The sequence below is a fragment of the Undibacterium sp. Ji22W genome (assembly GCF_049340305.1).
In the GTDB taxonomy this organism is placed as follows: domain Bacteria; phylum Pseudomonadota; class Gammaproteobacteria; order Burkholderiales; family Burkholderiaceae_D; genus Undibacterium.
In genome coordinates this window covers 1,168,541-1,188,788 of record NZ_JBMPOU010000001.1, presented here as the reverse complement: position 1 = coordinate 1,188,788, position 20,248 = coordinate 1,168,541, and the positions used below count along the sequence as shown (strand labels likewise).

Here is a 20,248-nt window from a genome sequence, read left to right as displayed (position 1 = left end):
GTAGAGAGGTCACAAGAACAATGATGACTCATTGTTGATTGTGACCTCTCGGTGTGCGATTTCCTGTTAGCCAGGATTTCGCAGAATTGCGCTTAGTGTAAAGACTTATGCAGACCTTGTAAATCATAGACATGCAATTCATCCAGATGACGCATACCCTCTACTGCAGCTTCCGCACCTGCAATCGTCGTAATGGTCGTTGCACCAGACGCCAAAGCAGACACGCGAATCGAACGAGAATCAGCGATCGCATTGCGTTTTTCTTCAACGGTATTGATGACCATCACTACTTCACGGTTTTTCAACAGATCGACCACGTGTGGACGGCCTTCCGCAACTTTGTTCACGGAAGCACAAGTCACACCTGCAGCCGAAATAGCGGCTGCAGTACCTTTGGTGGCGACCAATTCAAAGCCCATCGCTACCAGATTCTTAGCAATGTTAATTGCACGTGGCTTATCGGCATTTTTCACCGTCAAGAACACTTTACCGGATCTAGGTAATTTAACACCCGCGCCCAATTGAGACTTAACAAAGGCTTCACCGAAAGTCTTGCCAACACCCATGACTTCACCAGTCGATTTCATTTCAGGCCCCAAAATCGTATCGACACCTGGGAACTTCACGAATGGGAATACAGCCTCTTTGACACTGAAATACGATGGAATCACTTCTTTGTAAATGCCTTGAGAATCCAAAGACTGACCGACCATGCAACGCGCTGCGATTTTCGCCAATTGCAAACCGGTGACCTTAGAAACATAAGGTACAGTACGCGATGCACGAGGATTGACTTCCAACACGTACACAACGTCTTCACCATCTTTTTGTTGGATCGCGAACTGCACGTTCATCAAGCCAACCACGTTCAAACCTTTTGCCATCAAGCTGGTTTGACGTTTTAATTCATCAATCGTTGCTTGCTTCAAGGAGTATGGTGGCAATGAACAAGCAGAGTCACCAGAGTGTACGCCAGCTTGTTCAATATGTTCCATCACGCCGCCGATGAAAGTGCGCGTGCCGTCAGACAAACAATCAACGTCGACTTCAATCGCATCATTCAAGAAGCGATCCAACAATACTGGGGAATCGTGTGACACTTTGACCGCTTCACGCATATAGCGCTCCAGATCGCGTTGTTCATGGACGATTTCCATCGCACGACCACCCAAAACATAGGACGGACGAACCACGAGCGGGTAACCGATTTCTTGCGCCAAAGCGATCGCTTCATCTTCAGTACGTGCGGTACGATTTGGTGGCTGACGCAAACCTAATTCATGCAACATTTTCTGGAAGCGTTCACGATCTTCTGCTGCATCGATCATGTCTGGTGATGTACCGATAATTGGTACGCCATTCGCCTCCAACTCCAACGCCAATTTCAATGGGGTTTGTCCGCCGTACTGCACGATCACGCCAACTGGCTTTTCCAGATCAACAATTTCCAGAACATCTTCCAACGTCAGTGGTTCGAAATACAAACGATCGGATGTGTCGTAATCAGTGGAAACGGTTTCTGGATTACAGTTAACCATAATCGTTTCGTAACCATCTTCACGCATCGCGAATGCTGCATGGACGCAGCAGTAATCGAATTCAATACCTTGACCGATACGGTTTGGACCACCACCCAAGACGATGATTTTTTTCTTATCTGTCGGAGCAGATTCACACTCATCTTCATAAGTGGAATACATGTAGGCGGTCTTCGTTGCGAATTCGCCTGCACATGTATCAACACGCTTATAGACTGGACGAACATTCAAAGCGATACGTTTTTCACGAAGTGCTGTGCCAGTCGATTTCAAGAGTTTTGCCAAGCGACGATCAGAGAATCCTTTTTTCTTCAGCTTCAACAACAAGTCTTTATCGATAGCATCTAAGGACTGTGTTTCCAACCACAATTCGATATCAATGATGTCTTTGATTTGCGCCAAGAACCATGGATCAATGCGCGTCAGCTGATGCACTTCTTCCATGGTAAAGCCTTGCGCGAATGCGTCACCGACATACCAGATACGATCTGGACCTGGCGCACCGAGTTCTTTTTCCAAAACTTCGCGGTCGGTGGTTTTTTCATTCATACCATCAACGCCAACTTCCAAACCGCGCAATGCTTTTTGGAAGGACTCTTGGAAAGTACGGCCGATTGCCATCACTTCGCCAACTGATTTCATCTGCGTCGTCAAGCGATTATCCGCTTGCGGGAATTTTTCGAAAGTGAAACGCGGAATTTTGGTCACAACGTAATCGATGGATGGCTCAAACGATGCTGGCGTTTGACCGCCAGTAATTTCGTTACGCAATTCATCGAGTGTAAAACCAACCGCCAGTTTCGCCGCAATCTTCGCGATTGGGAAACCTGTTGCTTTTGACGCCAACGCAGAAGAACGAGACACACGTGGATTCATCTCAATCACGATCATGCGACCATCGGCAGGATTGATAGAGAATTGTACATTGGAACCGCCAGTATCCACACCAATTTCACGCAACACAGCCAGTGAGGCGTTACGCATGATTTGATATTCTTTATCGGTCAAAGTTTGTGCTGGCGCGACTGTGATCGAGTCACCTGTATGCACGCCCATCGGGTCTAAGTTTTCGATCGAGCAAACGATGATGCAGTTATCTGCTTTATCGCGTACGACTTCCATCTCGTACTCTTTCCAACCGATCAAAGATTCTTCAATCAATAGCTCATTGGTTGGTGACGCTTCTAAACCGCGTTTGCAAATCGTTTCAAATTCTTCTTCATTGTAGGCAATACCGCCGCCAGTGCCGCCCATTGTGAAAGATGGACGAATAATGACTGGGAAGCCGACTGTCTTTTGCACAGCCCATGATTCTTCCATGCTGTGAGCCACGCCAGAACGCGCAGAACCCAGACCAATTTTGGTCATCGCATCTTTAAACTTAGAACGATCTTCCGCCTTATCGATCGCTTCAGGGGAAGCACCGATCAATTCACATTTATACTTTTCGAGCACGCCATGCTTATGTAAATCCAAAGCACAGTTCAATGCAGTCTGGCCACCCATGGTCGGCAAGATTGCATCAGGACGTTCTTTGGCGATGATGCGTTCCACCACTTGCCAAGTAATCGGCTCAATGTATGTGACATCGGCCATTTCTGGATCAGTCATGATGGTTGCAGGATTACTGTTCACCAAAATGACTTTGTAGCCTTCTTCGCGCAAAGCTTTACAAGCCTGTGCACCAGAATAATCAAACTCGCAAGCCTGACCAATGATGATAGGACCAGCGCCGATAATCAAAATACTTTTTATGTCTATACGCTTAGGCATTTGTGTTCTTCTCCAACTTTGCGGTCTTCATCAGTGACGTGAAACGGTCAAACAGGTAGGCAATATCATGCGGACCTGGTGAAGCTTCAGGATGACCTTGGAAACAAAATGCTGGCTTATCCGTGCGGGCAAAACCTTGCAAAGAACCGTCGAACAAAGACACATGGGTAACACGGCAGTTATCTGGCAATGATGCAGCATCCACTGCGAAACCGTGATTTTGCGATGTGATCAACACTTGCTTGGTATCGAGATCTTGTACTGGATGGTTCGCACCATGATGGCCAAACTTCATCTTCAAAGTTTTTGCGCCAGACGCCAAAGCCATAATCTGATGGCCCAAGCAAATACCAAAAGTCGGAATACCTTTTCCGATCAATTCTTTAGCCGCTGCGATCGCGTAATCACATGGCTGTGGGTCGCCTGGACCATTAGACAAGAACACACCATCAGGATTTAATGCCAAAACATCTGCCGCCGTCGATTGCGCTGGCAATACGGTAACTTTGCAACCGCGCTCTACCAACATGCGCAAGATATTACGCTTGACGCCGAAATCAAAAGCCACCACGTGGAATTGGGGATTACTTAATTGGCCGTAACCTTGACCGAGCTTCCATTCGGCTTCTGTCCATTCGTAGGACTGGGACACAGAAACCACTTTCGCCAGATCCATACCGGACAAACCTGGAAAAGACTTCGCCAGCTCTAATGCTTTTGCAGCATCTTTACCAACCAAAATCGCACCGCCCTGCGCACCTTTTTCACGCAAGATACGTGTCAATTTGCGCGTATCGATACCCGCGATTGCAACGATGTTTTGTGATTTCAGATAATCAGACAAAGTCTGCTCAGATCGGAAATTCGACACCAGCAAAGGCAAATCTTTGATGATCAAACCAGCGGCATGAATTTTATCAGATTCGACGTCTTCCGCATTCACACCGGTATTGCCGATGTGAGGATAAGTCAAAGTGACGATTTGGGAACTATAACTAGGGTCAGTCAAGATTTCTTGATAACCAGTCATGGAGGTATTGAAAACAACTTCACCGATCGTATGACCGGAGGCGCCAATGGATACGCCCGTAAAAATCGTGCCATCAGCGAGGGCAAGAATAGCGACGGTATCGGGATTGGTACTTAAGGACTGCGGAATGGGCAGCAAGGGCAACTCCTGTAGTGTTACCGCCGTTGCGCGCCCAAACATCGATCGTTACTTGCTGTTCTCAGAACACCGCTTCAATAACAGAGCGCTATCCGGAGAATGAGAAACAATCAAAGTAGAGAGTGATTTTTTGGATATGCGCTACGACGAGATTTGAATAAGCTAAACCCTCGAATTATAGCGCAAACGAGCCCCTCAGGCAATCGCCAAATTATTTCCAAAAAGTACTTTTCGTTTTTTAGCAGCGATTCAATTGCGCAAACTAAGCGAGCAACTAAAGAATTTCGCAAGAAATTTGCCCAGTGTTTATTGTCCGGCCTCGCCTTTGCGCGGATAATGCAGCCTTTCTCGCTTAAAGAACACAAAGCCGTGGCTCTCACTCTCGCTGATCAAATCAATAATTTATTGCCACAAACGCAATGCACCAAATGTGGATACCCCGCTTGCCAAGCATACGCCCATGCGATTGCTGATGGCAGTGCCAACTACAATCAATGTCCGCCGGGCGGGCAAGAAGGCATCAACAGACTCGCAAAGCTATTAGGCAAAACAAGGATTCCATTGAATTCGGCCAATGGCGCGGAAAAGCCTCGTACCGTCGCCTTTATTGAAGAAGCTGCCTGCATAGGCTGCACACTTTGCATACAAGCCTGCCCAGTCGATGCCATCATGGGCGCAAACAAACACATGCATACGGTGATTCCAGAACTATGTACTGGCTGCGATTTATGTGTGGCACCCTGCCCTGTCGACTGCATCACCATGATTCCAACTGCAAGCATGTCGACTGGTTGGCAAGCTTGGTCACAAGAACAAGCCGACGGAGCCAGGCAGCGCTATCAACAAAGAGAACAGCGCTTGATACGGGAAAAGCAAGAAAACGAAAAGCGCTTACTAGCAAAAGCACATGAAAAACTTAAACTCGTGTCACTTGAAACTGCAGAAACTCAAGCCGAGCTAGACGAAAAAGAGCGCAAGAAAGAAGTCATCGCCAATGCCATCCTGCGCGCCACCGCAAAAAAAGAAGTGCAAGCCAATTAATTGATAAAGATTGCTTAATTCTCATGAATGCCAACAAACGCTTAGAAATCTTTACTCGCTTACGAGCACAAAATCCACATCCGACGACGGAACTCGAATACACGACGCCGTTTGAACTATTAATCGCAGTGTTGCTATCAGCCCAAGCAACTGATGTCTCTGTCAACAAAGCGACAAAACGCCTCTACCCCGTCGCCAATACACCGCAAAAGATTTTTGATTTAGGCGTCGACGGGCTGATTCCTTATATTCAAACGATAGGTTTATTTCGCACCAAAGCAAAAAACACGATTGAGACTTGCCGCATCATATTAGAGCAACACAAGGGTGAAGTACCACGCACGCGCGAAGCTTTAGAAGCGTTACCTGGTGTCGGCAGAAAAACTGCAAATGTAGTCCTCAACACCGCATTTGGTGAACCAACTATCGCAGTCGACACCCATATTTTCCGAGTTTCAAATCGCACTGGCATTGCGCCAGGAAAAAACGTTGATATCGTCGAAGAAAAATTATTGAAGTTTGTACCGAATGATTTCAAGCTCGATGCGCATCACTGGCTAATTCTGCACGGTCGCTACACTTGCATTGCCCGTACACCCAAATGTTGGAATTGCATGATCGCTGACTTATGCGAATTCAAACAAAAAACGCCCTTACCAGACAATGTGTAAGAGCGCTCTTTCACTACGACTTGCACCAGTATTTTGTGGAGTCAAACGATTTGGCAAGCCTCATCAAAGTCCAAACGTGGCGAACGAGGGAATAATTTTTCTGCGTCACCGTAACCAATACTGCAAACAAAATTGACTTTCACAGGTGTGTCAGCAAAAAACGCAGCATTGATTTTGTCCGCATCAAAGCCTGACATCGGACCACAATCCAAACCCAATGCACGTGCAGCTATCATCAAGTACGCACCTTGCAAGCTAGAATTTCTGAAGGCAGTTGCTTCAATATTCGCCTGATTTCCTTCGAACCAAGAGCGAGCATCCGGCGCATGAGGGAATAATTTGATCAATTTTTCATAGAACGCCAAATCCATACCGATAATTACTGTCACTGGTGCTTGACGAGTTTTTTCAGCGTTTCCTGGCGACATGCAGTTTACCAATTTCTCTTTTTGCTCCGCAGATTTTACGAATACAAAACGTGCCGGGCATGAATTAGCGGAAGTAGGCGCCCATTTCATGGCATCATAAATTGCATGGATTTGTTCATCACTCACTGGCTTATCCAGCCAAACATTGTGTGTGCGTGCGGAAGAAAATAATAGATCCAACGATTCTTGATTCAACATGGTGAGATCACTTTCAATTAACGAAGTCGCGATCATAACCGAAAATAGATTTCCCTTCAGTGGGCAACGCCCCGTTACAACAAGACGAAGACAACGCCTACATCAAATTCCCAGTAAAATACTGAAATTCAATATAGATCAGATCAAACAAAGCATGTTCAATCCCAGTCAAGACGATGTCCGTCGTTTTTTTTGCGAGACTTTCCGCAAATACCACGCCAAAGAAATTCTCACGCCATTAGAAACCATCGCTGCCGATTGGATTTCTCAACATCCTGAATATGCCGATGATTTTCGCGATGTCGAGGCAGCATTACAAAGAAATTACAGCGTGGATTCGGGCAAAACCAATCCTTTTCTACACTTGTCCATGCATTTGACGATCGCAGAACAAGTGACAATCAATCAACCGCAAGGGGTTCGCATTGCTTATGAAGTGTTAGCGCACAAGAAAAATTCCATCCATGAAGCCCATCACGAAATGATGGATTGTTTGGGCGAAATGATCTGGAATTCACAGCGAAATGGCGCAGCGCCAGATGGCGAAGCGTATTTATCCGCATTGATGCGCAGAGCCGGAAAATAAATGCAACTGCCAGCATTCAAAAAAAAGCAATAAAAAAGCCACGTAAGAACGTGGCTTTTTTTCGAGCGAAATGCCGAAGAATTACTTCTTCAGGATCAAACTACCTTGCAAGCTATTTAAGTACGCCGCAATGTTTTCGATATCCGCATTACTTAACGCCTTGGCTTGCGCCTCCATGATTGCGTTACTGCGTCCAGAAGTACCTACGGCACCACGTTGATAGGATTTTAAGGCTTGAACCAAATAATCTTTATGTTGGCCCGCTAACTTTGGATAACTTGGATCAATAGGCTCATTAAAATTAGCACCGTGGCATGACGCGCAGTTAAACTTAGCAGCAGCAGCCTTACCGGCCTCTACGTTAGCACCAGCAAAAGCGCCGGCAGATATAAACAAAGCCACTACGGCGAAAGCGATTTTTTTCATAATTTCCCCAGCTTATTTTTGTTGTGAGTAGTATGCAGCCAAGTCAGCGATATCTTGATCGCTCAAGCTACCTGCAATACCGCGCATCGATGGATGCTTACGATCACCTTTGCGATAGGCTTTCAATGCACTTTCAATGTATTTTGCAGATTGGCCACCAATCATCGGTACTTGATACACTTCAGGGAAAGTCGCCTTATAACCTGGGATTGCGTGGCAACCAATGCACATTGCCACTTTGTTTTCTGCGGCTTTCGCGTTACCAACAACTTCAGCCGACACAGCAACCTGTGCGACGCTCGCCAAAGCGAGTAGAGCAAATAATTTTTTCATATTAGCTGAGAGAAAATAATCAGGAAAATCAAAACAGCGATTTGATCGAAGTCAGCATTTTAGCCGATAACCATTAATTTTGCGCAAATTTCATGTGCTTTTCAGACACAAATTGCGATTGTTAAAGAGTTTTCATAAGTCATATGCAAACACAATTCTACAATTTTCGTGTTTCGAGGCTTACTACCAGAACAAGCAAGCACAACTTCGCGATGAGTTTTTTTGTTTATACTCACGGCTCGATCTTTCTAAATGCTACAACACCAATTGACCTTCATGAAAAATCCTCTACGTTTTGACGGTGCGGACAATTACGTCGCTACCGATGACTTAAAACTCGCTGTCAATGCAGCGCTCACTTTACAACGACCTCTATTGATTAAAGGCGAGCCTGGCACAGGCAAAACTATGTTAGCCGAAGAAGTTGCTGCAGCATTAAATATGCCGCTACTGCAATGGCACATTAAATCGACTACCAAGGCGCAACAAGGCTTGTATGAGTACGACGCCGTTTCACGCCTACGTGACTCCCAGTTGGGCGATGAGCGCGTCAAAGACATCCATAACTACATCGTCAAAGGCGTTTTATGGCAAGCATTCAATGCAGATGAACCCGTCGTTTTGCTAATCGACGAAATAGACAAAGCTGACATCGAATTCCCGAATGATCTATTACGTGAGCTGGATCGCATGGAATTTTATGTGTATGAAACACGAGAAATGGTGCGGACTAAACATCGGCCATTGGTGATCATCACATCAAACAATGAAAAAGAATTGCCAGACGCTTTCTTGCGTCGTTGCTTCTTCCATTACATTAAATTCCCTGATAAAGAGACTATGCAGGCGATTGTTAATGTACATTTCCCAAATCTAAAGGTCGACTTGTTAGCGAATGCACTAGAAGCTTTCTATCAATTGCGCGAAGTCAATGGCCTGAAAAAGAAACCATCAACGTCTGAATTGATCGATTGGCTAAAATTATTACTGGCAGAAGATATTCCTGCAGAAGCTTTACTTTCAAAAGAAAACAAACATGTCGTCCCACCACTGCATGGAGCGCTTTTAAAGAATGAACAAGATGTGCATCTATTTGAACGACTAATGATGATGTCGCGCAATCATCGCTAGTATCACAAGCTTTAATTAAAAAAGCCGTCATTTCGACGGCTTTCTTACATTGACACTTAATAAAACAAATTAATTTTTCGATTGATCAACCATTTTGTTCTTCGCGATCCAAGGCATCATCGCACGCAATTTTGCGCCGACTTGCTCAATCTGATGCTCAGAATTCAAACGACGACGTGAAATCAACGTTGGCGCGCCAGCTTTGTTTTCCAAGATGAAACTCTTTGCGTATTCGCCAGTCTGAATATCTTTCAAACATTGACGCATCGCTTGTTTTGTATCATCTGTTACGATACGCGGACCTGTGACATATTCACCATATTCCGCATTGTTAGAAATCGAGTAATTCATGTTAGCGATACCGCCTTCATAGATCAAATCGACGATCAATTTCAGCTCGTGCAAGCATTCGAAGTAAGCCATCTCTGGCGCGTAGCCGCCTTCCACCAAAGTTTCAAAACCAGCTTTGATCAGTTCCACTGCGCCACCGCACAAGACGGCTTGCTCACCGAACAAATCGGTTTCAGTTTCTTCACGGAAGTTGGTTTCGATGATACCTGCACGACCGCCGCCATTAGCCATCGCATAAGACAAAGCGATATCACGTGCAGAACCAGATTTATCTTGATATACAGCGATCAAATGTGGCACACCGCCACCTTGAGTGTATGTTGCACGTACAGTGTGACCTGGCGCTTTTGGCGCGATCATGATCACGTCCATGTCTGCACGTGGAACGACTTGACCGTAATGAACGTTGAAACCATGCGCGAACGCCAATACAGCGCCTTGTTTTGCGTGCGGTGCGACGTTCTCGTTATAGACCTGAGCGATATTTTCATCAGGTAACAAGATCATGATGACATCAGCTTCTTTTACCGCATCATTGACTTCAGCGACTGTCAAACCAGCATTTTTTGCTTTATCCCAAGACGCGCCGCCTTTGCGCAATGCAACCGTGATCTGACAACCAGATTCACTCATGTTTAAGGCGTGTGCATGACCTTGTGAACCGTAACCGATGATGGCAACTTTTTTGCCTTTGATCAAAGAGAGGTCGCAATCTTTATCGTAAAAAACTTTCATTTTGATGTCCTATAAATTTAAATAATTCGAAATTGAAAATGCTTGTCTGATTCACTAATCATGCAACAAGCGATAACCTAGACCGCAGAGACACCGAGAGCACGGAGGAAGAATTTTTCAATTCTCTGTATCCTCTGCGCCTTCGCGGTTTTACTTCTTCTGCTAAATCTGATTACACTTTGAGTATGCGTTCACCACGGCCGATACCAGAACCACCGGTACGAACTGTTTCTAGAATTGCGGTACGTTCGATGGAATCGATGAAGGCATCGAGTTTCCCCTTATTACCGGTCAATTCTATGGTGTAGCTTTTTTCTGTGACGTCGATGATGCGTCCACGGAAGATATCCGCGGTACGTTTCATCTCTTCACGCTCCTTACCAACGGCTCGCACCTTAATGAGCATAAGCTCACGTTCAATATGCGCACCTTCAGTTAAGTCGACAACTTTGACCACTTCAATTAGGCGATTCAGATGTTTAGTGATCTGTTCAATCACATCATCAGAACCAGTGGTGACAATCGTCATGCGTGACAATGTTGCGTCTTCGGTAGGCGCAACCGTCAAAGTTTCGATGTTATAACCACGTGCAGAGAATAAACCAACTACACGTGATAATGCGCCCGCTTCGTTTTCGAGCAATACGGAAATAATGTGTCGCATTACAAATCCTCCGAACCAAGCAACATTTCAGTCAGACCTTTACCGGCTTTCACCATAGGCCAAACCTTCTCGTCTTGATCTGTAATGAAATTCATGAAGACTAGCTTGTCTTTCATAGCAAATGCCTCTTGCAAAGCACCGTCCACATCGGCAGGATTTTCGATTTTCATGCCGACATGCCCATAAGCCTCAACCAACTTGGTAAAGTCTGGCAAAGAGTCCATATAGGATTCAGAATAGCGACCAGCATAATCAATTTGCTGCCATTGACGTACCATGCCAAGCGCACGATTATTCAGCAAAATAATTTTTGGCGTCAGATGGTACTGCTTACATGTGGCAAGTTCTTGAATACACATCTGAATTGACGCTTCACCAGTGATACAGGCGACAGTGGCATCTGGATTCGCCATCTGCACACCCATTGCGTACGGTAATCCTACGCCCATGGTGCCCAAGCCACCAGAATTAATCCAGCGACGTGGTTGATTAAATTTGTAATATTGCGCTGCCCACATTTGATGCTGACCGACGTCAGACGTCACAAATGCATCACCCTTAGTGATCTCACACACTTTTTGAATAATCGATTGTGGCTTGATAATCTCAGAAGAATCTGTATAGCCGAGACAATCTTGTTCGCGCCACTTATTAATCTGCTTCCACCAGTCGGCCAAGGGTTGGGCATTTGGTTTTGCGTCTGATGCAGCCAACTGCGAGAGCATTTCAACCAAAACGTCTTTGACGTTACCGACAATAGGAATATCGACCTTAACGCGTTTAGAAATCGACGAAGGATCGATATCCACGTGAATGATTTTACGAGGATGGGAAGCGAAATGTTTAGGATTACCGATCACTCGGTCATCAAAACGGGCACCGATGGCAATCAACACATCGCAGTGTTGCATCGCCATATTGGCTTCGTAAGTACCATGCATCCCTGGCATACCAACGAACTTATCATCAGTGGCGCGATAGCCACCGAGACCCATCAAAGTATTGGTAACTGGAAAGCCCAATTGATCAACTAATTTATTCAGTTCCGGCGCTGCATTCGCCAAGATCACACCACCACCGGTGTAGATCATAGGACGCTCTGCTTGCAGCAGCAATTGAACTGCTTTACGAATTTGTCCTGCGTGACCTTTATCGACAGGGCGATAAGAACGCATTTCAATTTCTTTTGGATAGTGATAAGTGGTTTTGTGATTGCTGATATCTTTCGGAATATCAATCAATACTGGACCAGGACGCCCGGTGGTCGCGATGAAGAAGGCCTTCTTCACGGTATCGGCCAAATCACGCACATCTTTCACTAAAAAATTGTGCTTTACGCAAGGACGAGTAATGCCGACGGTGTCACATTCTTGGAATGCATCTTCGCCAATCGCATGGCTAGGCACTTGTCCGGAAATGACAATCATCGGAATGGAATCCATATAGGCTGTTGCCAACCCTGTCACAGCATTCGTTACGCCAGGGCCCGAAGTCACTAAAGCGACACCGACTTTATTCGACGAACGTGAATACGCATCCGCAGCATGAATCGCGGCTTGCTCGTGACGGACTAAGATATGTTGGAATTTACTTTGATTGAAAATCGCGTCGTAAATATAAAGGACGGCACCACCTGGATAACCGAATACATGCTCAACGCCCTCTTCTGCGAGACACTTAACGAGAATTTCTGCGCCTGTGTACTCAGTGTTGCGGTCTGATTTTCTCTCAGTACCGCGTTCCGATTGACGATCGGACGGTCGTTCTGAACTCATTTTATTTCCTTTCAAGGTCCATTGGAGATTGATCGGATGTTCTTTCCTGACGAAATTCAAATTTCAAAAGCGGTCAGCTGACGTTCCTTTTTGTGCGGTCACTTTCCCCTTCTACTATCCGTTGGACAATATTCCAGGCAAAGCTTAATGGCGACTCGTGCGGTCAGGGTTAAGGCTAAGAAATGACGAACTTCTCACGCTTGTGGCATGGGTTAGAACAAACTGCTACTAACAATTTACTGATAGTGACTTGCTGACAGAGGCATTGTGAGCCAGATCAAACAAGTGTTGGTACTCCGAGATTTTGGAGCGAGCCTCTAGACTACTGCGATGCAACAATTTGGTCAAGTATATTTAGCGCTCAACAATAAAAAACTCAAAGAAATCCGCAAATTCAAATGCTTATCGCGTATTTATCAGACAAATAAGCGAAGATTTTCATGAAATATGAGGACATCAACAGGCTTTTTTGCTAGCATGTGCGCACTTTTGGTACGTCTGCACAAATTGCATCGCACCGAAAATGTGCAAAAGATGTAAACCAATTTCACGACTTGATCGTTAAGGGACTTACGCTTGCATTTCGCTTTTTCTAACATTTTAGAAATTTTACGTTTTCCAAGGCACCATCCCCCGCATGGCAACCACTAAAGAATTATCCAACTTTCTAGAAGGCGTAGAACGCCGCGCATTCAAACACGCAGTCTACATGGTGCGTAACGAAGAATCTGCGTTAGATATTGTACAAGATGCCATGATCAAGTTATCAGAAAAATATGGTGACAAACCGGCTGATGAACTGCCTCTGCTTTTTCAAAGAATTCTACAAAACACGATTTTAGATTTTTTCCGACGAGAAAAAGTTCGCAATAATTGGGTGAGCTTGTTTTCAAATATTACAACGAATAATCAAGACGACGATAATTTTGATATATTAGAAGTACACTCCGCCGAAGAAGGCAGTGAAGCGGCAGAATCGACCGAACAAAAATTAGAAAGAGAACAAGTTTTAAATATTATTGACGATGCGATAAAAAAACTACCTACACGTCAACGAGAAGCCTTCCTCATGCGTTACTGGGAAGACATGGATGTTGCTGAGACTGCAACCGCCATGGGTTGTTCAGAGGGGAGCGTGAAAACGCATTGTTCAAGAGCTACTCACGCACTGGCAGCGTCACTTAAAGCAATAGGGATACATTTATGACTTACGCAAAAGAAAAAGAGGAAATCGACTTCGCTTATAAAGTGCGGCGTGCGATGACCGAATCAAGCGAAAAACTTCCAGAAGCAACATTGGAACGTTTGGCGACCGCGCGTCAATTAGCCTTATCGCGCAAAAAGGAAGCGGAACCTAGCCGTGCCTTGGCTTTTGGCGGAGTCTTGGCTGGTAGCAATGGTGTTTCCTTTTCTCAAAAGACCTGGTTCAATAAATCATGGTTTGCATTAGCTTTGCTTGTCTTGCTGGCTGGCCTTTATGGCCTTTATGAATACGAACAAGAGCAACAAATTAATGATTTGGCAGAAATTGATGCTGCTGTGCTTGTCGATGAATTGCCACCTGATGCTTATCTCGACAGCGGATTCAATGCTTATTTAAATAAAGAAACACCACCTGCGAAAACAGAGGAATAAGAGTGCGCATTAAGAATTCATCGTTCGCTTTAAATCTTCAAGTAATCGCAACACTATTGGTCATTAATATGACCAATAGTGCCTTTGCGTTTCAATCGCCAACTCAAGCCACACCGTCATCGGCACCCGTCGCTGAGAGTAATGAAAATAACCCCGTCCCATCCGCTGCAAAATTAAGTCCTGTCTTAAAATCTGCTCAAAAAGTAAATAGCACAAACGCTGTTTCAGGCAAAACGACATGGGCACAATTGAGTGTGGAACAAAAAACCGCCCTTGCCCCACTCGCCAAAGAGTGGGATCAAATGGATGCGCTGCGTCAAAAAAAATGGCTGGGCGTCGCCAATAAATACACCGGCATGAAGCCTGAGGAGCAACAAAGAGTTCAGGAGCGGGTCGAGACTTGGGGCAAAATGACACCTGAACAGCGTATGGCTGTCCGTGAAAATTTCGCGAATACTAGCAAAAAATCTCCTGAGCAAAAATCAGCGCAATGGCAGCAGTATCAGCAATTGAGCGAATCGGAAAAGCAGAAATTGGCGAATGAAGCGAAAGTAAAAAAAACGATCACCACAATTCAACCAGAATCTAAACGCACGACTCCAGCGTTAGCACCGTTGAAAAAAGGTCCGCCATCCGTTAATCCAGCAAGCAGCAGCGCATCGCAAGCTAGCATGAAGTAATTTGAAGAAAATAGTGCAAGTGACACAGAATAATTCCGCTCTACATTACCCTACTCCAAGTTTAAAACGCCGTCTCGTATGCATGATGATTTACGAAGCGGCATTGGTTTTTGGCGTCATATTTTTTGCCAGTTTTATCTTCGACGTCAGCACTCAAAGCAAGAGTGCGCTCACCATGCGCCTCGCTAGAGAAATATTCCTCTTTTTCGTCATTGGTAGCTATTTTATTTTTTTCTGGCGACGTAGCGGACAGACTTTGGCAATGCAAACTTGGCGAATCAAGTTAGTGAATGATGATTACCAACGAGTACCTCTCATCAAAGCGGTAGTACGTTATTGCCTCGCTTGGATGTGGTTTTTGCCCGGGTTCATTATCGCTTACCAATTTGGACTAAAGAATGGACAACTCGCCATCCCAGTCGCACTTGGTTTTTGCGGCTGGGCAGCGACAGCCGTATTTATCAAAGACGGTCAATTTTTGCACGACAAATTAGCGAAAACACGTCTAATTGAAATACCCAAACCAACTGAGAGAAATTAAACGAAATCAAATTTGATTTCGTTTAATCACATTTTTACACCTGTAAATTTGGGGTATTGCTTGATTCGATGATATTCTATTGCCAAACGATCGCTACTTGCGATGAGACAAAATCAATAGGCATTCAACATGCAAACCAAAACACCAAGACGAACGCGCGACCGCATATTAGACCTATCTCTAAAGTTATTTAATGACTTTGGCGAACCCAATATTACGACGACGATTATTGCTGAAGAAATGAGTATCTCTCCCGGCAACCTGTATTATCACTTCCGAAATAAAGAAGATATCGTCAATTCTTTGTTCCTACAGTTTGAAGAGGAAATTAATAAAAAGCTTGCTTTCCCTGAAGGTAGGAAAGCCAATATTCAAGACATTTGGACCTATTTACATTTAACGTTTGAATTAATTTGGCGTTATCGCTTTTTTTACCGTGACCTCAACGATTTGTTGACACGCAATCGTAAACTTGAACTCACTTTCAAACAAATTCTCAACCACAAAATTAAAGTCGCGACAGAGTTATGCCTTGGCCTGCGTGCCGATGGTGAATTTGAAGCGGATGACATTACGGTGGAGGCGTTAGCAACCAACATGGTCGTCGTCGCGACTTACTGGTTATCGTACGAATATGTGCGCAATCCGCGTAAATATACAGAGTTACAAACGATGTCGGAGTCACTAGCGCGTGGCTGCTATCAAGTCATCGTACAAATCAGCCCTTATCTACGTGGACACACTAAAGAAGTTTTTGAGAAACTCTCTCATGACTATCTCATGAAAATTAAACGAGAGGCCTAAATTATCCTCATGAAATCAATTTGCGTGTACTGTGGATCGGCTAGTGGTAATTCTCCTGCATTTCATCAAGCGGCGTTGGCACTCGCGAAGCAATTAACTGAGCAAAATCTTGAATTAATCTATGGCGGTGGTGATGTAGGATTAATGAAAATTATTGCGGACGAATGTTTGCGACTGGGCGGTCATGTGACAGGCGTGATTCCTCAAGCATTAATGGATCGAGAAGTCGGACATCGCAATTTAGATAAATTGCATGTCGTTGCGAATATGCATGAGCGCAAAGCTTTGATGGCTGAATTGTCAGATGGTTTTATCGCTTTGCCTGGTGGAATTGGCACACTAGAAGAATTATTTGAGATGTTCACTTGGTTGCAACTTGGTTTCCATCACAAACCGTTAGGCTTGTTAAATGTTAACGGCTTCTACGATCACCTGCTTCGTTTTTTAGAGCATGCCGTTTTTTCTGGTTTTTTAAAACCAGAACATAATGCTTTACTGATCAAGGAAACCGATCCTTCACTTCTACTGAATCGTATGCAACATTTTGAGGATGCGATTAAGGCTTGAATTTAATTGAAACGTTGCAAAAAAAATCAAACTAGATGTCAATAGCCGATCAGCGATTTTGATTTCACCTAAAGATTCGCATTCCAGACACATTATTTTCCAGGAATAAGCGCTCGAATCACAGGAAAGCAAACATTTACGAGGTAAAATGCGGGCTTCGACTGAAACTTTCATGAAAATGTTAAAGCAGTCACCGACTTTTACCTTTCGATTGAAAACCCATGAAATTTTCCAAACAATTTTCTCTCTATCAATCTGAAGCCACGCAATTTCTCAACGGCTTAAAATCAACAAATCCACAATTAGAACAAGGCCAACGTGATGGTCGCGCATTACTCTGGGACAAAGCACCAATTGACCTTGATACACAGCGCCGCACCGCAGAAGCGCGCGTGGAACAGCAGCCTTACGTCTATCAAAATAAAAATTAAGCACGGTCGTAGCTAACCACATAAAAATCGTTAGCAACGAAAGCTTCCGCGCATGCCCACACAAAATTTATCCACGACAGAATTACCTCTCATCGGTGCAACTGATAGCACACCCGATGTCGTGGACGGCTTGGCTTTCGCAAAGCTCTATGGCGAGCCTTTGTTCAAGCTGCCCAACGACCTCTACATTCCACCTGATGCACTGGAAATATTCCTCGAAGCATTTGAGGGACCGTTGGATTTGTTACTTTATTTGATTCGCAAACAGAATTTCAATATTCTTGACATACCCATGGCGCAGGTAACACAACAATACTTGCTTTATGTGGATCAAATTCGCAAACACAATCTTGAATTGGCCGCTGAATATCTGCTTATGGCAGCAATGCTAATCGAAATCAAATCTCGTATGCTGGTCCCAAGCAATAAGGTGCACGAAGGCGAAGAAGCTGACGATCCGCGCGCGGCATTGGTGCGCCGTTTGCTTGAATATGAGCAAATGAAATTGGCAGCCTATGATTTGAACTCCATCCCTCAGTTAGGCCGTGATTTCTTGCATGCACAGGTATTTATCGAGCAAAATACGATTTTGCACTGGCCAGAAGTAAGAGTCGCCGACTTACAGCAAGCTTGGGCCGATGTATTAGGCCGAGCAAAATTGGTGGCGCATCATAAGATCAGTCGCGAAGAATTATCGGTACGCGAACACATGAGTAGTATTTTGCGTCGACTACAATCCAATAAATTTGTCGAATTTGCTGACCTGTTCGACCCAAGTCGTGGCACTCCAGTTCTGGTTGTTAATTTTGTCGCCTTACTCGAGTTGGCGAAAGAAACCCTAATCGAAATCACCCAAGCGGAAGCTTACGCCCCCATTTACGTCAGGTTGGCCTACGCCCCAGTGTGATCTTTTCCCTCACTGTCTTACTTCATATCCAGACCTTAATCACATGAAAATTATTTCCTCCATTGAAGAGCTACGCGATCAATTACGTGGACAATTACGAACAGCTTTTGTTCCTACAATGGGAAACCTGCATGAAGGTCATTTATCGCTGATGCGCTTGGCGCGTAGACATGGAGATCCTGTCGTCGCTTCAATTTTCGTCAATCGCCTGCAATTTGGGCCAAATGAAGATTTTGAAAAATACCCTAGAACTTTTCAGGCTGATATTGAAAAGCTTGAGAAAGAAGGAGTGTATGTTTTATTTGCACCGAGCGAAAAAGATCTCTATCCGGAACCACAAGAATACCGTGTACAACCACCTAATGACTTAGGCGACATTCTCGAAGGTGAATTTCGTCCAGGCTTTTTCAATGGCGTTAGCACAGTTGTATTAAAACTTTTTTCCTGTGTACAACCTAAGGTTGCGGTATTCGGCAAGAAAGATTATCAACAATTAATGATTATTCGCAATATGGCGAAACAATTTGCGCTGCCAACCGAAATTATTGCTGCCGAAACATGGCGCGCAGAGGATGGTCTTGCGTTGTCGTCTCGCAATGGATATCTGAGCAGCAGCGAACGCGAAGAAGCGCCAACGCTCTATAAAATACTCAATCAAGTGGCAGAACAAGTACGCGGCGGTGCAAATAATCTAATCGCAATTGAGCAGCAGGCGATGCAAGAACTGGCACAACGCGCTTGGAAACCGGATTACGTAGCAATCCGTAAGCAATCTAATTTGCAAGCACCAAGTGCAGAGGATCTGGCGAACAAAGAAGCATTAGTGGTACTAAGTGCAGCAAAACTTGGCAATACCCGCTTGATCGACAACTTAGAAATCTAAGTCAATCACTATGCATTTCCTATCGCCCAATCTACGTCAACTAATTAGTTGCAGCATCATTGCGACTTGTGTGAGTTTTTGTTGTTCCTTTGGCGCCCTTGCCGACCTCAAGGTCAGTGATGATGGACAACGGACCGTCCGTCTAGAGCATCCTGCGAGACGCATTATTAGTTTAGCGCCCCACGTAACTGAAATGATTTTTGCCGCTGGCGCTGGGCAGTTGTTAGTGGGAGTGAGTGACTATAGTGATTACCCTGAACAAGCAAAAAAGATCGCATCCGTTGGCAACATATTTTCACTCGATTTAGAACGATTATTAGCACTTAAACCCGACCTGGTAATTATTTGGGGAACTGGCAACGCAAAGCATCTCGCAAAAAAATTGCGAGACAATAAAATCACGGTTTTTGAAAGTGAGCCACGTACTTTTGAAGAAATCGCGAGTTCATTGGAACGGATTGCTGTCTTAAGTGGTACCGAAGCAATCGGCAATGCGGCGGCCAAGCAGTTTAGAGAGCGTCTGCAAAACCTAGGCAGCACCTACCGTTTAAAAGATAAAGAAACCCCGGTCAGCGTCTTCCATCAAATGGTCAAGAGTCCTTTAATGACGGTGAATCAAGAGCATTTCATCTCAAAAATGATCACACTCTGTGGTGGCCGCAATGTGTTCGCTGACTTAAAGGACATCAGTTCCACGATCACGGTAGAAGCATTAATGGGAGCCAATCCTGAATTCATTTTCAGTAGCGGCAAGGACAATCTCAAATTACTCAAAGACTGGGAGAGTTTCCCAACGCTGCAAGCGGTGAAAAAACAAAATTTATACAGCATACCTGGGGATTGGTTACATCGTGCTGGCCCACGTGTCCTAGATGCTACCGAACAATTGTGCAAAGACATCACCGAGGCACGTAGAAAAAATCAGCGATAACTTCAATAAGTTACAGTAAGGATACAGCCACAAATTGTCAGATTATCGTGC

Annotated in this window: 22 protein-coding genes; 14 read left to right on the top strand and 8 right to left on the bottom strand. The window is 44.8% G+C overall.

From position 1 onward, the window contains the following. Positions 1–92 precede the first annotated feature (92 nt). Both carB and carA read right to left on the bottom strand, forming a co-directional pair. Positions 93–3,311, bottom strand: a complete 3,219-nt coding sequence (gene carB, locus ACO0KW_RS05065) for a carbamoyl-phosphate synthase large subunit (RefSeq protein WP_423051244.1) — start codon at positions 3,309–3,311, stop codon at positions 93–95. Beyond that, positions 3,304–4,479: a glutamine-hydrolyzing carbamoyl-phosphate synthase small subunit gene (gene carA / locus ACO0KW_RS05060; protein ID WP_423051242.1), complete on the bottom strand. Its 1,176-nt coding sequence runs from the start codon at positions 4,477–4,479 to the stop codon at positions 3,304–3,306. Before carA ends, carB begins: the two co-directional genes overlap by 8 nt. A 336-nt stretch (positions 4,480–4,815) precedes the next feature. Here carA and rsxB point away from each other — a divergent pair, with 336 nt between their 5' ends. Together rsxB and nth are read left to right on the top strand one after the other, a co-directional pair. Further along, positions 4,816–5,520 carry an electron transport complex subunit RsxB gene (gene rsxB, locus ACO0KW_RS05055; RefSeq protein ID WP_423051240.1) on the top strand — a complete coding sequence of 235 codons (705 nt, stop codon included), beginning with the start codon at positions 4,816–4,818 and terminating at the stop codon, positions 5,518–5,520. Between the two features lie 23 nt (positions 5,521–5,543). Further along, entirely contained in the window at positions 5,544–6,191 is a 648-nt protein-coding gene (nth, locus tag ACO0KW_RS05050) for an endonuclease III (RefSeq protein ID WP_423051238.1), read from the top strand. Between the two features lie 41 nt (positions 6,192–6,232). Here the strand turns inward: nth and ACO0KW_RS05045 are convergent, their stop codons facing one another. Continuing rightward, on the bottom strand, positions 6,233–6,817 hold the full coding sequence (locus tag ACO0KW_RS05045) for a malonic semialdehyde reductase (protein WP_423051977.1): 585 nt from the start codon (positions 6,815–6,817) through the stop codon (positions 6,233–6,235). A gap of 154 nt (positions 6,818–6,971) precedes the next feature. On the opposite strand from ACO0KW_RS05045, the gene ACO0KW_RS05040 reads away from it, so the two are divergent. Next, on the top strand, positions 6,972–7,403 hold the full coding sequence (locus tag ACO0KW_RS05040) for a DUF1841 family protein (protein ID WP_423051236.1): 432 nt from the start codon (positions 6,972–6,974) through the stop codon (positions 7,401–7,403). Between the two features lie 81 nt (positions 7,404–7,484). Here the strand turns inward: ACO0KW_RS05040 and ACO0KW_RS05035 are convergent, their stop codons facing one another. After that, entirely contained in the window at positions 7,485–7,829 is a 345-nt protein-coding gene (locus ACO0KW_RS05035; protein ID WP_423051234.1) for a c-type cytochrome, read from the bottom strand. 12 nt (positions 7,830–7,841) lie between these two features. After that, a complete protein-coding gene (locus ACO0KW_RS05030) occupies positions 7,842–8,162 on the bottom strand; it encodes a c-type cytochrome (protein ID WP_423051232.1) in 321 nt (106 codons plus the stop codon). 276 nt (positions 8,163–8,438) lie between these two features. On the opposite strand from ACO0KW_RS05030, the gene ACO0KW_RS05025 reads away from it, so the two are divergent. Next, the gene (locus ACO0KW_RS05025; protein ID WP_423051230.1) at positions 8,439–9,293 is read left to right on the top strand and encodes an AAA family ATPase; all 855 of its coding nucleotides are present in this window, start codon (positions 8,439–8,441) and stop codon (positions 9,291–9,293) included. Between the two features lie 69 nt (positions 9,294–9,362). Here the strand turns inward: ACO0KW_RS05025 and ilvC are convergent, their stop codons facing one another. The 3 genes from ilvC to ACO0KW_RS05010 form a co-directional block, all read right to left on the bottom strand. Next, positions 9,363–10,379, bottom strand: a complete 1,017-nt coding sequence (gene ilvC, locus ACO0KW_RS05020; protein WP_423051228.1) for a ketol-acid reductoisomerase — start codon at positions 10,377–10,379, stop codon at positions 9,363–9,365. Between the two features lie 172 nt (positions 10,380–10,551). Continuing rightward, positions 10,552–11,043: an acetolactate synthase small subunit gene (gene ilvN, locus ACO0KW_RS05015; protein ID WP_186889435.1), complete on the bottom strand. Its 492-nt coding sequence runs from the start codon at positions 11,041–11,043 to the stop codon at positions 10,552–10,554. After that, the gene (locus tag ACO0KW_RS05010; protein WP_423051226.1) at positions 11,043–12,818 is read right to left on the bottom strand and encodes an acetolactate synthase 3 catalytic subunit; all 1,776 of its coding nucleotides are present in this window, start codon (positions 12,816–12,818) and stop codon (positions 11,043–11,045) included. The genes ilvN and ACO0KW_RS05010 overlap by 1 nt, the downstream gene beginning before the upstream one ends. A 637-nt stretch (positions 12,819–13,455) precedes the next feature. On the opposite strand from ACO0KW_RS05010, the gene ACO0KW_RS05005 reads away from it, so the two are divergent. From ACO0KW_RS05005 to ACO0KW_RS04960, 10 genes are all read left to right on the top strand, one after another. Beyond that, complete coding sequence (locus ACO0KW_RS05005; RefSeq protein ID WP_423051224.1) at positions 13,456–14,025, top strand: RNA polymerase sigma factor; 570 nt, start codon at positions 13,456–13,458, stop codon at positions 14,023–14,025. After that, the gene (locus ACO0KW_RS05000) at positions 14,022–14,453 is read left to right on the top strand and encodes a DUF3619 family protein (protein WP_423051222.1); all 432 of its coding nucleotides are present in this window, start codon (positions 14,022–14,024) and stop codon (positions 14,451–14,453) included. Before ACO0KW_RS05005 ends, ACO0KW_RS05000 begins: the two co-directional genes overlap by 4 nt. Positions 14,454–14,521: 68 nt before the next feature. After that, on the top strand, positions 14,522–15,133 hold the full coding sequence (locus tag ACO0KW_RS04995; protein ID WP_423051220.1) for a DUF3106 domain-containing protein: 612 nt from the start codon (positions 14,522–14,524) through the stop codon (positions 15,131–15,133). 13 nt (positions 15,134–15,146) lie between these two features. Then, positions 15,147–15,674 carry an RDD family protein gene (locus ACO0KW_RS04990; RefSeq protein ID WP_423051975.1) on the top strand — a complete coding sequence of 176 codons (528 nt, stop codon included), beginning with the start codon at positions 15,147–15,149 and terminating at the stop codon, positions 15,672–15,674. Between the two features lie 129 nt (positions 15,675–15,803). Continuing rightward, positions 15,804–16,478 carry a TetR/AcrR family transcriptional regulator gene (locus ACO0KW_RS04985; RefSeq protein ID WP_423051218.1) on the top strand — a complete coding sequence of 225 codons (675 nt, stop codon included), beginning with the start codon at positions 15,804–15,806 and terminating at the stop codon, positions 16,476–16,478. Between the two features lie 9 nt (positions 16,479–16,487). Then, positions 16,488–17,045, top strand: a complete 558-nt coding sequence (locus tag ACO0KW_RS04980; protein ID WP_423051216.1) for a TIGR00730 family Rossman fold protein — start codon at positions 16,488–16,490, stop codon at positions 17,043–17,045. A gap of 221 nt (positions 17,046–17,266) precedes the next feature. Beyond that, positions 17,267–17,476, top strand: a complete 210-nt coding sequence (locus ACO0KW_RS04975; RefSeq protein ID WP_423051214.1) for a DUF3460 family protein — start codon at positions 17,267–17,269, stop codon at positions 17,474–17,476. A 52-nt stretch (positions 17,477–17,528) separates the two neighbouring features. Continuing rightward, positions 17,529–18,383, top strand: coding sequence for a segregation and condensation protein A (locus tag ACO0KW_RS04970; RefSeq protein WP_423051212.1), 855 nt, complete (start codon positions 17,529–17,531; stop codon positions 18,381–18,383). A gap of 43 nt (positions 18,384–18,426) precedes the next feature. Further along, a complete protein-coding gene (gene panC / locus ACO0KW_RS04965) occupies positions 18,427–19,266 on the top strand; it encodes a pantoate--beta-alanine ligase (RefSeq protein WP_423051210.1) in 840 nt (279 codons plus the stop codon). Positions 19,267–19,276: 10 nt separating this feature from the next. After that, the gene (locus tag ACO0KW_RS04960; protein WP_423051208.1) at positions 19,277–20,197 is read left to right on the top strand and encodes a cobalamin-binding protein; all 921 of its coding nucleotides are present in this window, start codon (positions 19,277–19,279) and stop codon (positions 20,195–20,197) included. The last annotated feature ends 51 nt before the right edge of the window (positions 20,198–20,248 follow it).

Coding starts and splice junctions, on each gene's coding strand:
- carB (WP_423051244.1), bottom strand. CDS start 3,311: ATGCCTAAGCGTATAGACATAAAAAGTATTTTGATTATCGGCGCTGGT.
- rsxB (WP_423051240.1), top strand. CDS start 4,816: ATGCAGCCTTTCTCGCTTAAAGAACACAAAGCCGTGGCTCTCACTCTC.
- nth (WP_423051238.1), top strand. CDS start 5,544: ATGAATGCCAACAAACGCTTAGAAATCTTTACTCGCTTACGAGCACAA.
- ACO0KW_RS05045 (WP_423051977.1), bottom strand. CDS start 6,817: ATGTTGAATCAAGAATCGTTGGATCTATTATTTTCTTCCGCACGCACA.
- ACO0KW_RS05040 (WP_423051236.1), top strand. CDS start 6,972: ATGTTCAATCCCAGTCAAGACGATGTCCGTCGTTTTTTTTGCGAGACT.
- ACO0KW_RS05035 (WP_423051234.1), bottom strand. CDS start 7,829: ATGAAAAAAATCGCTTTCGCCGTAGTGGCTTTGTTTATATCTGCCGGC.
- ACO0KW_RS05030 (WP_423051232.1), bottom strand. CDS start 8,162: ATGAAAAAATTATTTGCTCTACTCGCTTTGGCGAGCGTCGCACAGGTT.
- ACO0KW_RS05025 (WP_423051230.1), top strand. CDS start 8,439: ATGAAAAATCCTCTACGTTTTGACGGTGCGGACAATTACGTCGCTACC.
- ilvC (WP_423051228.1), bottom strand. CDS start 10,379: ATGAAAGTTTTTTACGATAAAGATTGCGACCTCTCTTTGATCAAAGGC.
- ilvN (WP_186889435.1), bottom strand. CDS start 11,043: ATGCGACACATTATTTCCGTATTGCTCGAAAACGAAGCGGGCGCATTA.
- ACO0KW_RS05010 (WP_423051226.1), bottom strand. CDS start 12,818: ATGAGTTCAGAACGACCGTCCGATCGTCAATCGGAACGCGGTACTGAG.
- ACO0KW_RS05005 (WP_423051224.1), top strand. CDS start 13,456: ATGGCAACCACTAAAGAATTATCCAACTTTCTAGAAGGCGTAGAACGC.
- ACO0KW_RS05000 (WP_423051222.1), top strand. CDS start 14,022: ATGACTTACGCAAAAGAAAAAGAGGAAATCGACTTCGCTTATAAAGTG.
- ACO0KW_RS04995 (WP_423051220.1), top strand. CDS start 14,522: ATGACCAATAGTGCCTTTGCGTTTCAATCGCCAACTCAAGCCACACCG.
- ACO0KW_RS04985 (WP_423051218.1), top strand. CDS start 15,804: ATGCAAACCAAAACACCAAGACGAACGCGCGACCGCATATTAGACCTA.
- ACO0KW_RS04980 (WP_423051216.1), top strand. CDS start 16,488: ATGAAATCAATTTGCGTGTACTGTGGATCGGCTAGTGGTAATTCTCCT.
- ACO0KW_RS04975 (WP_423051214.1), top strand. CDS start 17,267: ATGAAATTTTCCAAACAATTTTCTCTCTATCAATCTGAAGCCACGCAA.
- ACO0KW_RS04970 (WP_423051212.1), top strand. CDS start 17,529: ATGCCCACACAAAATTTATCCACGACAGAATTACCTCTCATCGGTGCA.
- panC (WP_423051210.1), top strand. CDS start 18,427: ATGAAAATTATTTCCTCCATTGAAGAGCTACGCGATCAATTACGTGGA.
- ACO0KW_RS04960 (WP_423051208.1), top strand. CDS start 19,277: ATGCATTTCCTATCGCCCAATCTACGTCAACTAATTAGTTGCAGCATC.